This window comes from Aquitalea sp. (genome assembly GCF_030150775.1).
Classification (GTDB): Bacteria; Pseudomonadota; Gammaproteobacteria; order Burkholderiales; family Chromobacteriaceae; genus Aquitalea; species Aquitalea denitrificans.
Genome location: NZ_JASLFG010000049.1, coordinates 67,769 through 80,558, shown reverse-complemented (window position 1 = coordinate 80,558; position 12,790 = coordinate 67,769). Strand labels below are relative to the sequence as shown.

Annotated in this window: 11 protein-coding genes; 6 read left to right on the top strand and 5 right to left on the bottom strand. The window is 58.9% G+C overall.

Annotated features, from left to right (window positions below; translation table 11 throughout):
- Positions 1-157: 157 nt before the first annotated feature.
- Positions 158-2,440: a 5-methyltetrahydropteroyltriglutamate--homocysteine S-methyltransferase gene (metE, locus tag QVF59_RS16835; RefSeq protein WP_287881376.1), complete on the bottom strand. Its 2,283-nt coding sequence runs from the start codon at positions 2,438-2,440 to the stop codon at positions 158-160.
- A gap of 103 nt (positions 2,441-2,543) precedes the next feature.
- Here metE and QVF59_RS16830 point away from each other — a divergent pair, with 103 nt between their 5' ends.
- On the top strand, positions 2,544-3,470 hold the full coding sequence (locus QVF59_RS16830) for a LysR family transcriptional regulator (RefSeq protein WP_287881461.1): 927 nt from the start codon (positions 2,544-2,546) through the stop codon (positions 3,468-3,470).
- An 11-nt stretch (positions 3,471-3,481) separates the two neighbouring features.
- On the opposite strand, the gene ntrC is transcribed toward QVF59_RS16830, so the two are convergent.
- The 3 genes from ntrC to QVF59_RS16815 all read right to left on the bottom strand — a co-directional run bounded on the left by ntrC (position 3,482) and on the right by QVF59_RS16815 (position 6,598).
- Positions 3,482-4,939, bottom strand: a complete 1,458-nt coding sequence (ntrC, locus tag QVF59_RS16825) for a nitrogen regulation protein NR(I) (protein ID WP_159875131.1) — start codon at positions 4,937-4,939, stop codon at positions 3,482-3,484.
- A gap of 26 nt (positions 4,940-4,965) precedes the next feature.
- The gene (gene glnL, locus QVF59_RS16820) at positions 4,966-6,021 is read right to left on the bottom strand and encodes a nitrogen regulation protein NR(II) (RefSeq protein WP_159875132.1); all 1,056 of its coding nucleotides are present in this window, start codon (positions 6,019-6,021) and stop codon (positions 4,966-4,968) included.
- Between the two features lie 100 nt (positions 6,022-6,121).
- The gene (locus QVF59_RS16815; protein ID WP_159875133.1) at positions 6,122-6,598 is read right to left on the bottom strand and encodes a DUF4124 domain-containing protein; all 477 of its coding nucleotides are present in this window, start codon (positions 6,596-6,598) and stop codon (positions 6,122-6,124) included.
- Positions 6,599-6,867: 269 nt separating this feature from the next.
- Between QVF59_RS16815 and QVF59_RS16810 the strand changes: the two genes are divergently transcribed.
- Positions 6,868-7,290 carry a BLUF domain-containing protein gene (locus tag QVF59_RS16810; RefSeq protein WP_159875134.1) on the top strand — a complete coding sequence of 141 codons (423 nt, stop codon included), beginning with the start codon at positions 6,868-6,870 and terminating at the stop codon, positions 7,288-7,290.
- A 101-nt stretch (positions 7,291-7,391) separates the two neighbouring features.
- Here QVF59_RS16810 and glnA read toward each other — a convergent pair whose 3' ends face one another.
- Positions 7,392-8,810: a type I glutamate--ammonia ligase gene (gene glnA, locus QVF59_RS16805; protein WP_159875135.1), complete on the bottom strand. Its 1,419-nt coding sequence runs from the start codon at positions 8,808-8,810 to the stop codon at positions 7,392-7,394.
- A gap of 283 nt (positions 8,811-9,093) precedes the next feature.
- Here glnA and QVF59_RS16800 point away from each other — a divergent pair, with 283 nt between their 5' ends.
- From QVF59_RS16800 to mgtE, 4 genes are all read left to right on the top strand, one after another.
- The gene (locus tag QVF59_RS16800) at positions 9,094-9,546 is read left to right on the top strand and encodes a rhodanese-like domain-containing protein (protein ID WP_159875136.1); all 453 of its coding nucleotides are present in this window, start codon (positions 9,094-9,096) and stop codon (positions 9,544-9,546) included.
- Positions 9,547-9,673: 127 nt separating this feature from the next.
- Positions 9,674-10,495, top strand: a complete 822-nt coding sequence (gene aroE, locus QVF59_RS16795; RefSeq protein WP_287881375.1) for a shikimate dehydrogenase — start codon at positions 9,674-9,676, stop codon at positions 10,493-10,495.
- A gap of 3 nt (positions 10,496-10,498) precedes the next feature.
- Positions 10,499-11,182 (top strand): monofunctional biosynthetic peptidoglycan transglycosylase, encoded by a 684-nt coding sequence (mtgA, locus tag QVF59_RS16790; RefSeq protein WP_287881374.1) that lies wholly within the window; start codon positions 10,499-10,501, stop codon positions 11,180-11,182.
- Between the two features lie 204 nt (positions 11,183-11,386).
- A complete protein-coding gene (mgtE, locus tag QVF59_RS16785; protein ID WP_287881373.1) occupies positions 11,387-12,790 on the top strand; it encodes a magnesium transporter in 1,404 nt (467 codons plus the stop codon).

The following is a 12,790-nucleotide window of genomic DNA, read 5'->3' as shown; positions in this document are numbered from 1 at the left end:
CCGCCCAGATGGCGGGTTTTTTATTGTGCAGCAGAAAAAGAGGGCTCCCAAAGGAGCCCTTGATCAGCGGGTACCAAGCGGGCCGGAGCGGGCCCTGAGAGAGAGTCTTGGTAAGCAAATACTAAAAATACTTTTTACAAATTGCAATAGATGGTGGTCAGTCTGCCGTTGCGGCCAGCTGTTGGCGCAGCGTTTTTGCCACAGCTACCATGCCTTGCAGCGCGGCTTCCACTTCCGGCCAGCTGCGGGTTTTCAAGCCGCAATCCGGGTTGACCCATAAGCGGCTGGCCGGAATCACCTGCAAGGCCTTGTGCAGCAGGACCTCCATATCGGCAGTGTGTGGCGTGCGCGGGCTGTGGATGTCGTAGATGCCGGGGCCGATCTGGTTGGGATAATGGAAGCGGGCAAAGTCCTGCAACAGCGCCATGTCCGAGCGCGAGGTTTCAATGGTGATCACGTCGGCATCCAGGGCGGCAATCTGCGGCAGGATGTCGCCAAAGGCCGAGTAACACATATGGGTGTGAATCTGCGTGCTGTCATCCAGCCGCCAGCTGCATAGCCGGAAGGCTTCACCCGCCCAGCGCAGGTAGTCTGCCTGATCGGCTTTTTTCAGCGGCAGGCCTTCCCGGATGGCTGGTTCGTCAATCTGGATGATGCGGATGCCGGCATTTTCCAGCTCCAGTACTTCCTCATTCAATGCCAGGGCAATTTGCTTGCACACCGTGCTGCGCGGCAGGTCGTCACGGACAAAGCTCCATTGCAGCAAGGTGACCGGCCCGGTGAGCATGCCTTTGACCGGGTGTTGCGTCAGGCTTTGCGCGTAAACCGCCCAGCCGACGGTCATGGCCTGCGGCCGTGCCACATCACCCACGATGATGGGCGGCTTGACGCAGCGGCTGCCATAGCTTTGTACCCAGCCCAGCTGGGTGAACACAAAGCCATCCAGTTGTTCGCCAAAGTATTCCACCATGTCGTTGCGCTCGGCCTCGCCATGCACCAGTACATCCAGGCCCAGCGCTTCCTGGCGGCGGATGGCCAGCGCGATGTCCTGCTGCATGGCCTGTTGATAGTCCGCCGCAGACAGTTCGCCGCGCTTGAAGGCGGCACGGGCGCTGCGGATGCCGGCAGTTTGCGGAAAGGAGCCGATGGTGGTGGTGGGCAGCAGGGGCAGCTGCAACCAGTCCTGCTGTTGCTTTGCCCGGCTGGCGAAGGGGCTGCGGCGTTGGTCGGCACCCGGCGGCAGGGTGGCCAGCCTGTCCTGCACTGCCGGGCGATGCGTCAGCGGGCTGTTGCGGCGCAGGGTCTGCACATGGTCGCTGGCCTGCAGTTCATGCACGATGCTGTTGCGGCCTTGTTCCAGAGCACGCTGCAGCAGCTTGAGCTCATTCAGCTTTTGTACGGCAAAAGCAAGCCAGCTGCGGATGTCGGCATCCATGGTGGTTTCGGCGGCGGCATCTACCGGGCAGTGCAGTAGCGAGCAACTGGGGGCCAGCCACAGCCTGTCGCCCAGTTGTCCGGCCAGTGGCTCCAGCAGTGCCAGCTGGGCGGACAGATTGCTGCGCCAGATATTGCGGCCATCCACGATGCCGGCGGAAAGAATCTTGTCTGCCGGCCAATGAGCGGCGAAGGCCGCTAGCTGTTCCGGTGCGCGTACCAGGTCCAGATGCAGGCCGGCCACCGGTAGCGAGCTAAGCAGGGTGCAGTGGTCTGCGACGCTGCCAAAATAAGTGGCCAGCAGGATGTTCAGCGGGGTGGCAGCCAGTTGCTGGTAGGCGGTGGCGATGGCCTGCAGCCAGTCGGCGGGCAAGTCCAGTGCCAGGATGGGTTCGTCCAGTTGTACCCAGGACACGCCGGCTGCGGACAGCTGTTGCAGTATGTTTTCGTAGCAGGCCAGCAGTGCGGGCAGCAGTTGCAGCCGGTCAAAATCCCCGCCTTTGCATTTGCCCAGCCACAGCAGGGAGACCGGCCCGATCAGCACCGGTTTGGTCCGGATGCCCAGTGCACGCGCCTCGGCCAGCTGGCTTAGCAAGACCGCCGGGTTGGCGGCAAAGCGGGTGTCGGCATGCCATTCCGGCACCAGGTAGTGGTAGTTGGTATCGAACCATTTGGTCATTTCCAGCGCAGGTTGTTGCTGGTTGCCACGTGCCAACTGGAAATACTGTTCAGGACTGATGGTGGCCGCGTCAAAGCCGAAGCGGGGCGGGATGGCACCCACCAGAATCTGCGCATCCAGCACGTGGTCGTACAGGGAAAAGTCAGCCAGCGGCGACAGGGTGATGCCGGCACCCTTTTGCAGCAGCCAATGGCGCTGGCGCAGTTCACGCGCTCCCTGCCGCAGTGCCTGTTCGTCAATTTTGCCTTGCCAGTAGTCTTCCAGCAGAAATTTCAGCTCGCGCTTGGTGCCGATACGCGGGAATCCGCTCAGGTGCAGTGTGGTCATGCGGGGCTCCTTGTTGTCAGTGGCTCCAGCATGGTGGTTTTTGTTGTATGATTCAAACGCATAATTTTATTGTTCTGCATTAATCATATTCATGTATTGAGGCCTGCCAACCGTGCTGGAACTTCGTCACTTGCGTACCCTGATTGCTTTGCAGGAAACCGGCAGCGTGTCGCTGGCGGCAGAGCGGGTGTTTCTCACCCAGTCCGCCTTGTCGCATCAACTGAAGCAGCTGGAGGCCTACTATCAGCAGCCTCTGTTTGAACGCAAAAGCCAGCCGCTACGCTTTACCCTGGCGGGGGAACGCCTGCTGACACTGGCGCATGAGCTGCTGGGCCGTGTGGCGGCGGCCGAGCGTGATGTGGCGCGCATTCGCGAAGGGGATGCCGGTGAATTGCGCATTGCCGTGGAATGTCACACCTGTTTTGACTGGCTGATGCCGGCCATGGACAGTTACCGTCAGCACTGGCCTGCGGTGGAGCTGGACATCGTGTCCGGCTTTCATGCCGACCCGGTCAGCCTGCTGCTGACGCAAAGGGCTGATCTGGCCATCGTGTCGGAAATGGAGCCGCAAGCCGGCGTGGTGCACCACCCTCTGTTTGCCTACGAGATGGTGGGCATCGTGGCGCGGGATCATCCGCTGGCGGACAAAAAAGTGTGGCAGGCGGCGGATTTCGCCGGGGAAACGCTGATCCAGTACCCGGTGCCGGATGACATGCTGGACTTGTGGCGCAAGGTATTGTTGCCCGCCGGGGTGAACCCGCCACGGCGCAGCAGCGAGCTGACGGTGGCCATCATCCAGTTGGTGGCCAGTCGGCGCGGGGTGGCGGCCTTGCCGTACTGGGCGGTACGGCCTTATCTGGAAAAGGGCTATGTGGTGGCGCGTACCATTGGCGATGAGGGCCTGCGCAGCGAGTTGTATGCCGCGGTGCGTAGCGAGGATGCGCCGCTTGCCTTCATGCGGGATTTTCTGGCCACGGTACGGGAGCGCAGCTTCGCCACGCTCCCCGGCTTGACCGTATTGGCCGGCTAAGCAGTCAGGGCCTAGACATGGTCGGCATGTTCGTCATGCCCCTCCATGCCCAGTTCCTGAATCTTGCGGGTGAGGGTGTTGCGGCCCCAGCCCAGCAAGTGGGCTGCTTCCACCTTGCGACCACCGGTGTGCGCCAGCCCGGTGCGGATGCAGCTTTCTTCAAAGCGTCGGGTCAGGTCGTCGATGATGCCGACTTCACCAGCGCGCAGTCGGCGTGCCACTTCTTCGGCCAGCCCCAGCGTCCAGTCCACCACGTGCACGGCGCTGCTGATCACCGGGCTGCCATCGCTCTCGGTGCTTGGTGCCGCGGCTTCCGGTTCGCGCAGTTCGGCGGGCAAGTCGCCCACTTCCACCTGCTGGCCCGGTGCCATCACGGTAATCCACTGACACAGGTTTTCCAGTTCGCGCACATTACCGGTAAAGCTGTGGAACTTGATCACTTCCATGGCCGCTTCGGTCAGGCGTTTGGGCTCAACACCCAGGCTGCTGGCGCTCTTGGCCAGGAAATGGCGGGTCAGCAGCGGGATGTCCTCGCGCCGTTCGCGCAAGGGTGGCAGACGCAGGCGGATCACGTTCAGGCGGTGGAACAGGTCCTCCCGGAACAGGCCGCGTTTGACCCGGTCTTCCAGGTTCTGGTGGGTGGCGGCAATCACCCGCACATTGGCTTTGATCGGCACATGGCCGCCCACGCGGTAAAAGTGTCCGTCCGACAGCACGCGCAGCAGGCGGGTTTGCAACTCGGTGGGCATGTCGCCGATTTCATCCAGAAACAGCGTGCCGCCTTCTGCCTCTTCAAAACGACCCCGACGGGTGGCCAGGGCGCCGGTAAACGCGCCTTTTTCATGGCCGAACAGTTCGGACTCCAGCAAATCCTTGGGGATGGCCGCGGTATTCAAGGCAATGAAAGGCTTGCTGGAACGCACCGAATGGCGATGCAACGCCTCGGCCACCCGCTCCTTGCCGGTGCCGGATTCGCCGGTAATCAGCACGGTGACGTGCGATTGCGACAAGCGGCCAATGGCGCGGAACACGTCCTGCATGGCAGGGGCCTGGCCTAGCAGCACCGGCATGGCTTCCACGCCGCCGGTGGCTTCGATCTGGCTATTGCTTTCCGCCAGTGCGCGCTCAATCAGCTGCACCGCCTGGTCGACATCAAAGGGCTTGGGCAGGTATTCGAAGGCACCACCTTGAAAGGCGGCAACGGCGGAGTCCAGGTCGGAATGCGCGGTCATGATGATGACCGGCAATTGCGGATGATCCGCCTTTACCTTGGAAAGGAATTTCAGGCCGTCCGTCCCCGGCATGCGAATGTCGGAAATGATGACGCGCGGCGTGTTGTCGTACAGGGCGTTGAGTGCGTCATCGGCACTGGAAAAGCTGTCAAAGCCAATGCCGCTGCGGCCGAGCGCCTTTTCCAGTACCCAGCGGATGGCCTTGTCGTCATCGATGATCCACACCGGGTTATTCATAGCAGCCCTCGTTTCTGTTATTGGGTTCAATCCGTGTTGCTGAAGGGCAGCATCACGGTAAAGCAAGTCTGGCCGGGGCGGGATTCGAATTCGATGCTGCCGCCATGCTGGTGTACATAGGCCTGGGCCAGTGTCAGCCCCAAACCAGTGCCTTCGGCGCGTCCGGTGACCAGGGGATAGAAAATGTGATCCCTGATTTCTTCCGGAATGCCGGGGCCGTTGTCGACAATCTGCAATTTTAATGCCAGCAGGTGACGCTTCCGTGCCAGCGTGACTTGCCGGGCGACACGGGTGCGCAAAATCACCTCCCCCGTGGCCTTCATGGCCTGGATGGCATTCTTGACGATATTGAGCACCACCTGGATCAGCTGCTCCTTGTCGGCCACCATATGCGGCAGGCTGGTGTCGTAATCGCGGCGGATGGTGAGGCCCTGCGGATACTCGGCCAACGCAATACTGCGTACCCGCTCCAGTACTTCGTGGATATTGATTTCGCTGCGCACATGACGGCGATGTGGAGCCAGCAGTCGGTCTACCAGTGACTGCAGGCGCAGTGCTTCTTCCTGGATGACCTCGGTGTATTCCTTCAGCTCGGGGCGGTCGGACAGCTCATGTTCCAGCAACTGGGCGGCCCCACGGATTCCCCCCAGCGGATTCTTGATTTCATGCGCCAGGTTACGAATCAGCTCGCGATTGGCCTGCTGTTGCAGCAAAAGCCGCTCTTCATTGGCAATTTTCAGTTGCTGGTCCAGTGGCCGCAGCTCTACCAGCGCCAGTCGGCCTTCGGCATCAATGGGGGTGACAGACAGGGCAATGTGCAGCGGCTGCTCGCCATGCGGAGTGCGTAGTTCGAGATCGTGCTCGATATAACTGGAGTTATGTTGTAAGGCGGTGGTCAGTGCCTGGCGCAAGGCGGGGCTGTCTTGCAGCAACTCGAACAGCGAGTGGCGCAGCAACTCACGCCGGCCAATGGCCAGCAAGTTTTCACAGGCGGGGTTGGCAAACTCGAGTCTGCCGTCGGCGTGGGCAATCAGCACCGGGGTGTCGAGTAATTCCAGGCCGGCAAAGCTGGGAGAGTTCATGGTGCTCCGAATCGGATGGGGCTGTGCCTGAAGCTATTAGCAATAAGCACGCCAAGCCAGAGCACAGCGAATGCACGAAATCGGCCTTAATTATGCACCATTATTGTGCGGAAGATGCAGATTGCCCCAATTCGCGGCGTAGTGCATCCACATTCTTCTGCCGATCGGTTACCGCGTCCTTCAGCTTCTGTACCCGGTCCAGGTATTTCTGGTAGTTCCGGGTTTCATCGCCGTTGCGGGTGGCTGCGCCGTCGGTATAGGCTTTTTGTGCATCAGCCAGCGCCTTTTGCTCGTTGGCCAGTTCGCCTTCCAGAATCTTGCGCCGGCCTTCATCCCGCTTGGTCTGGGTACCGTTGTCCACACTGGGATAGCCGTCCGGTGTCGAGGCAGGCTTGCCGCTGCCCGACGTGTGTGGCTTGCTGTTGCCATAGGTTGATAGCGGTGCCAGGTGCATGGGCTTTGCTCCCTTGATCGGCACATTGGTGAAGGTGACATTGCCATTGGCGTCGATGTATTTGTATACCTCGGCATGGGCAAGGCCACAGGTCAGCAGCAGGCAGAAAGCAAGGGTTTTCATGGTGTCGGGCATCTGCGGTGAAAACGGGTGGACGTGACACTATGATAAGCAAAAGGTTGGCTCGCGTCACATCTGCATGACAACAATGCCACTGCAGTCATGCCGCATATCATCCTGATTGTGTCATCATGCGGTCCGGCTTCACGTCGTGCCAATGGCATGCCATGTGACTGGATTTGATGTCCGGTATTCATGCAGAAGGTGAATGAGGAAATGTTTGCAGTCATCCGTTCAGGCCATCACCTTGTAATTTTACAGAAAGCTTGCTCATGCTGATCCAGTTGCTTTATTCCAGCAAAGCCACCACGGCCCTGTCGCCTGCTGAATTGACGGTAATCCTGGACAAGTCTGTGGCCAATAATCAGGCCAGGCAGATCACTGGCCTGTTGCTATACCGCGATGGTTGTTTCTTGCAGCTGCTGGAAGGTGAAGCTGACGTGGTGGAAGCGGCTTTCAGGAGAATCAGCCTTGATCCGCGCCATCATCAGGTGGAGTCCCTGTTTCGCAGTGAATGCAAGCAACGCGAGTTTGCCCAGTGGTATATGGGTTTCCATATACCGCAGCCAGAGGCGCTGGCGCGCTTTCCCCAGTTTGCCCCGGTGTTCGACCCGGGATTTGATGTCAGCCAGCTGGTCGTTGCGCCACAAGATGGTTTGGCCATGCTCAAGGTTTTTGCCGGGCTACCGGGCTGAGCGCTCCCAAGTGGCAGCTGGCAGCCATGAAAAAACCCGCACAGCGCTGCTTGTGCGGGTTTTCTGTATCTGGCAAGGCGTCAAGAGACACCCAAACCTGATTACAGCGAGTAGTACATTGCAAATTCTACCGGGTGGGTAGTCATGCGGGTCAGGTTTACTTCCTGCATCTTCAATTCGATGTAGGCGTCAATCCATTCGTTGGAGAACACACCGCCACGGGTCAGGAAGTCGCGGTCTGCGTCCAGGGCCGCCAGGGCTTCGTCCAGGCTGGCGCACACGGTCGGGATCAGCTTGTCTTCTTCCGGCGGCAGGTCGTACAGGTTCTTGTCAGCGGCATCGCCCGGGTGAATCTTGTTCTGGATACCATCCAGACCGGCCATCAGCAGTGCGGAGAAGCACAGGTACGGGTTAGCCAGCGGATCCGGGAAACGGGCTTCGATACGACGGCCCTTCGGATTGGCAACGTGCGGGATACGGATGGAAGCGGAACGGTTCTTGGCGGAGTAGGCCAGTTTTACCGGGGCTTCGTAATGCGGAACCAGACGCTTGTAAGAGTTGGTACCCGGGTTGGTGATGGCGTTCAGAGCCTTGGCGTGCTTGATGATACCGCCGATGTAGTACAGGGCGGTGTCGGACAGGCCAGCATAGCCGTCGCCAGCAAACAGGTTCTTGCCGTCTTTCCAGATGGACTGGTGAACGTGCATGCCGGAACCGTTGTCACCAACGATGGGCTTGGGCATGAAGGTAGCGGTCTTGCCGTAGCTGTGCGCCACGTTTTGAACCACGTACTTCAGGATCTGGGTCCAGTCGGCACGCTGGGTCAGGGTGCTGAACTTGGTGCCGATTTCCATCTGGCCGGCAGTGGCCACTTCGTGGTGGTGAACTTCAACCGGTACGCCCAGTTCTTCCAGCAGCAGAACCATGGCAGAACGCAGGTCTTGTGCGGAGTCAACCGGCGGAACCGGGAAGTAGCCACCCTTCACGCCCGGACGGTGACCGGTGTTGCCACCTTCGAATTCTTCAGCGGAGGCCCATGCAGCTTCTTCGGACTTGATCTTCACGAAGCAACCGGACATGTCGGTGCCCCAGGTGATGCTGTCGAATACGAAGAATTCCGGTTCCGGACCGAAGTAGGCGGTATCGCCCAGGCCAGAGGCTTTCAGGTAGGCTTCAGCACGCTTGGCGATGGAGCGCGGGTCACGGTCGTAGCCCTTGCCATCGGCCGGGTCGATCACGTCACATGACATGAATACGGTGGGTTCATCGAAGAAAGGGTCGATCTTGGCGGTGGCCGGGTCAGCCATCAGCAGCATGTCAGAAGCCTGGATACCCTTCCAGCCCGCGATCGAAGAGCCATCGAACGCGTGGCCGTGCTCGAACCATTCATCAGCATCTTCCAGCAGAACGTGTGCCGGGATGGTAACGTGTTGTTCTTTACCACGGGTGTCAGTAAAGCGCAGGTCTACGAACTTGACGTCGTTTTCTTGAATCAGCTTGACTACGTCTGCAACCGCCATGAATGTTCTCCTAAAGGCAACGTGCATCGAAAGCAATATTGCTTGATAAAGATGGTACGCTTCGCTTGAAGCATGAAGCGTGCCAGGCTAAGAACGCTAATTTAATCATTGTGTCACAGGGTATCCGGTCCGGCTAGTCATTCGGATTGCACCAAAATGGGATGCTGCATTGTGCGCACGCACCAATTCAGTGCGATTGGCAATCCGCAGATGTATCCGGGTGCCAAGTCAGCCCGCGTGCATAGGGTGGCATGGCTACATTACAAGGAAAGGAAGCTTCGATATGGAACAGTCCGCAGTCATTTTGCAAACCGCTGCCGAACGTGCAGCAAGCCAGCAACTGGGCTATCAGGGGGCATTGACGCCGCCGGAGGCTTATTATCTGACCCAGCATCTGGAGGGGGCGGTGCTGGTGGATGTCCGCAGTGCTGCAGAGTGGCAATTCGTGGGTGTGGTACCCGGTGCCTTGCGTATCGAGCTGCGCACTTTCCCCGGTATGCAGCCTAATCCGCAGTTCACTGCCCAATTGCAGGGCGCAGTAGACAAGCAGGCAATGCTGCTGCTGATGTGCCGAAGCGGGGTGCGTTCGCATGAGGCGGCGGTAATGGCCGCTGCTGCTGGCTACAGCCGGGTTTACAACGTGCTGGAGGGTTTTGAAGGCGATAAGGACGGGCTGGAGCATCGCGGCAATCTGACCGGCTGGAAAGCCCACGGCCTGCCCTGGGTACAGGGCTGAACAGGGTCTAAATTGTTGGGACAGGGGTATTGACCGGTTGATGTTTATGACGTTACACGGCAAAGTGCTACCTCAGCAGATGAACCGCATGATGCGGTAGCACCACAGGAATCCAAGAAAGCTGATCATGACCAACCGTTACGCCGTCATCGGTAACCCCGTTTCCCATAGCCAGTCGCCGTTTATCCACAGTGAATTTGCCCGCGCCACCGGCGAGGCCGTGCAATATGAAAAGCTGTTTTCCGAATTGGGCAAATTCGACGAAGTGGTTGGCCAGTTCGTACAAAATGGCGGTCTGGGCCTGAATGTCACCCTGCCGTTCAAGGGTGATGCCTTCCGTATGGCGCAGGAAGTCACTGAACGCGCCCGTGCTGCCGAAGCGGTGAATACCCTGACTTTCCGCGATGGCAAGGTATATGGCGACAATACCGACGGCGTCGGTCTGGTGCGCGATATCGTGGAAAATCTCGATTTTCCGATGGAAGGCAAAAGCATCCTCATTCTGGGTGCCGGCGGTGCCGTGCGCGGTGTGCTGGAGCCAATCCTGGAACAGAAACCGGCTAAGGTCACCATTGCCAATCGCACCCTGATCAAGGCGGAATCCATCGCCCACCATTTTGCGCCCTGGGGTGCTGTGGTGGCCAGCGGCTACGAGGCGCTGGAAGGCAAAACCTTTGACATCATCATCAACGGGACTTCCACTAGCCTGCACAACGAAATTCCGCCACTGCCGGCAAACATCTTTACCGCGCGCACACTGGCTTACGACATGGTGTACAGCAAGGGCCTCACCCCTTTCCTTAAGCGTGCCCAAAGCGAAAATGCCGGCATGCTGGCTGATGGCCTGGGCATGCTGGTGGAGCAGGCTGCCGAGTCCTTCCATATCTGGCGTGGTGTAAAGCCGGACACACGCAAGGTCACCAATATGCTGCGAGAAGTGCTGGCCTGATTGATGCGTCTTTTATTCAAGATCATGGCGGTCCTGGTGGCCGCCATTGTGTTGTACAACCTGTGGATTTTCGGTCACATCGTCTACTGGCGTAGCCACAACCCCTCTGCCAGTGCCTTCATGAACGAACAGCTAGCCAAATTACAGGAAGACGACCCCGAGGCCGAGTTGCGGCAGAAATGGGTGCCGTACGCCCAGATTTCTCCCAATCTCAAGCGCGCACTGATTGCTGCAGAAGACGCCAAGTTTGCCGACCACGAAGGTTTTGACTGGGATGGCATCGAGGCAGCATTCGAAAAGAACCTGAAGCAGGGCCATATTGTGGCCGGCGGTTCCACCATCAGCCAGCAATTGGCCAAGAACCTGTTTCTGTCCAGCAAGAAGACGCCCTGGCGCAAACTGGAAGAGGCGGCCATTACCGTCATGCTTGAGAAGGTATTGGACAAGCGCCGCATATTCGAGATTTACCTTAACGTTATTGAATGGGGCAATGGCGTATTTGGTGCGGAAGCGGCTGCTCGCTATTATTTCCGTACCGGTGCCGCCCGCCTGTCATCAGGTCAGGCTGCCAAACTGGCCGCCATGGTGCCCAATCCGCGTTACTACGATGAGCATCGCAACGCTCCCGGTCTGATGAAGAAAACCCGCATCATCCAGCGGCGCATGGCTTTCGCTGATCTCCCCTGATATCGCCCCCTTGCTGGAAGGCAAGGGGGCTTCATGTTACAATCCCGCGCCTGTTTATACGTTCTGCCACACCGCAAGGCGTGGTATTGCACATGGACTTACCCAGTTACTCCATAGCCTCTGGCTTCCCTGTTTTTCCTGCTTGATTCCCGCCGTCACGACCGTGTAGCCCAGTCTCCGTCGCCATGGCGGAAGGAGTTGTGCTTGTCGGTTATTGAAAAAAAACAAACTGCTGAACGATTAAGCGAAAGCCTGGCCGAGGTGCAAAGGCTGATCGCGCTGCATGTCGAAGAGGGTGCCGTCGCCCCGGGCAACTCACCGGCACTGGACGAACTGCAGCAAAGGCTGCAAAACCTGCATCCGGCAGATATCGCCTATATTCTGGAAGCCCTGCCGCTGGATGAGCGTCTGCTGGTTTGGGATCGTGTCAAAGTGCAACAGGATGGTGACATCCTGCTGGAGGTTTCCGATGCCGTCCGGGAAACCCTAATCGAGTCCATGGCCCCGGCCGAGTTGCTGGCCGCTGTGCGCCAGCTGGATACCGACGAGCTGGCTGACCTTGCCGGCGACCTGCCGCGTCAGGTGGTCTATGAAGTCATGGGCGAATTGGACGAAGCCGAGCGCGAGCAGTTGCAGTCTGCACTGTCCTATCCTGAGGGCAGTATCGGTGCCCTGATGGACTTCGAGCTGGTGAAGATCCGTGCCGATGTCAGCTGCGAAGTGGTACTGCGTTATCTGCGCCGCTTTGATGAGTTGCCGCATCAGACCGACAAGATATTTGTGTTGGATGCCAATGAAACCCTATGCGGAGTTCTGCCCTTGCGCAGCCTGCTGGTGGCGGATCCGGAAGCCATGGTGTCAGCCGTGATGGCAACCGAGGTTGTGTCCTTTCAGCCGGAAGACGAAGCACGGGATGCCGCCCAGGCATTCGAACGTTACGATCTGGTATCCGCGCCTGTCGTCGATGAGCGCGGTGCGCTGATTGGCCGCCTGACCGTGGATGAGATGGTCGATGTCATGCGCGAAGAATCGGACAGCGAAGTACTTAACCTGGCGGGTTTGAAAGAAGAAGAGGACCTGTTTGCGCCAGTGATCGACTCGGTGAAAAACCGCTGGTCGTGGCTGGCAATCAATCTGTGTACGGCCTTTGTAGCATCCCGGGTGATTGGTGCATTCGAACACTCCATCAATCAGCTGGTGGCGCTGGCAGCACTGATGCCCATCGTGGCCGGTATCGGCGGCAACTCCGGCAACCAGACCATCACCATGATCGTGCGGGCACTTGCCATGGGCCAGATGCAGGTAAGCCAGGCTTGGCGTCTGTGGCGCAAGGAATTGGGGGTCAGCATCATCAATGGCTTGGTGTGGGGTGGAGCCATCGGCCTGATTGCCTGGCTATTGTATGGACGCCTGTCATTGGGGCTGGTGATGCTGGCTGCCATGACGCTCAACCTGATGCTGGCAGCCACCATGGGCGTATTGATTCCGTCCCTGATGCAAAAACTGGGACGTGACCCAGCACTGGGTTCCAGCGTGCTGATCACGGCATGTACCGACTCCGGTGGCTTTTTCATTTTTCTTGGCCTGGCCACCATCTTCCTGCTTTGA

Coding starts and splice junctions, on each gene's coding strand:
- metE (WP_287881376.1), bottom strand. CDS start 2,440: ATGACCACACTGCACCTGAGCGGATTCCCGCGTATCGGCACCAAGCGC.
- ntrC (WP_159875131.1), bottom strand. CDS start 4,939: ATGAATAACCCGGTGTGGATCATCGATGACGACAAGGCCATCCGCTGG.
- glnL (WP_159875132.1), bottom strand. CDS start 6,021: ATGAACTCTCCCAGCTTTGCCGGCCTGGAATTACTCGACACCCCGGTG.
- QVF59_RS16815 (WP_159875133.1), bottom strand. CDS start 6,598: ATGAAAACCCTTGCTTTCTGCCTGCTGCTGACCTGTGGCCTTGCCCAT.
- QVF59_RS16810 (WP_159875134.1), top strand. CDS start 6,868: ATGCTGATCCAGTTGCTTTATTCCAGCAAAGCCACCACGGCCCTGTCG.
- glnA (WP_159875135.1), bottom strand. CDS start 8,810: ATGGCGGTTGCAGACGTAGTCAAGCTGATTCAAGAAAACGACGTCAAG.
- QVF59_RS16800 (WP_159875136.1), top strand. CDS start 9,094: ATGGAACAGTCCGCAGTCATTTTGCAAACCGCTGCCGAACGTGCAGCA.
- aroE (WP_287881375.1), top strand. CDS start 9,674: ATGACCAACCGTTACGCCGTCATCGGTAACCCCGTTTCCCATAGCCAG.
- mtgA (WP_287881374.1), top strand. CDS start 10,499: ATGCGTCTTTTATTCAAGATCATGGCGGTCCTGGTGGCCGCCATTGTG.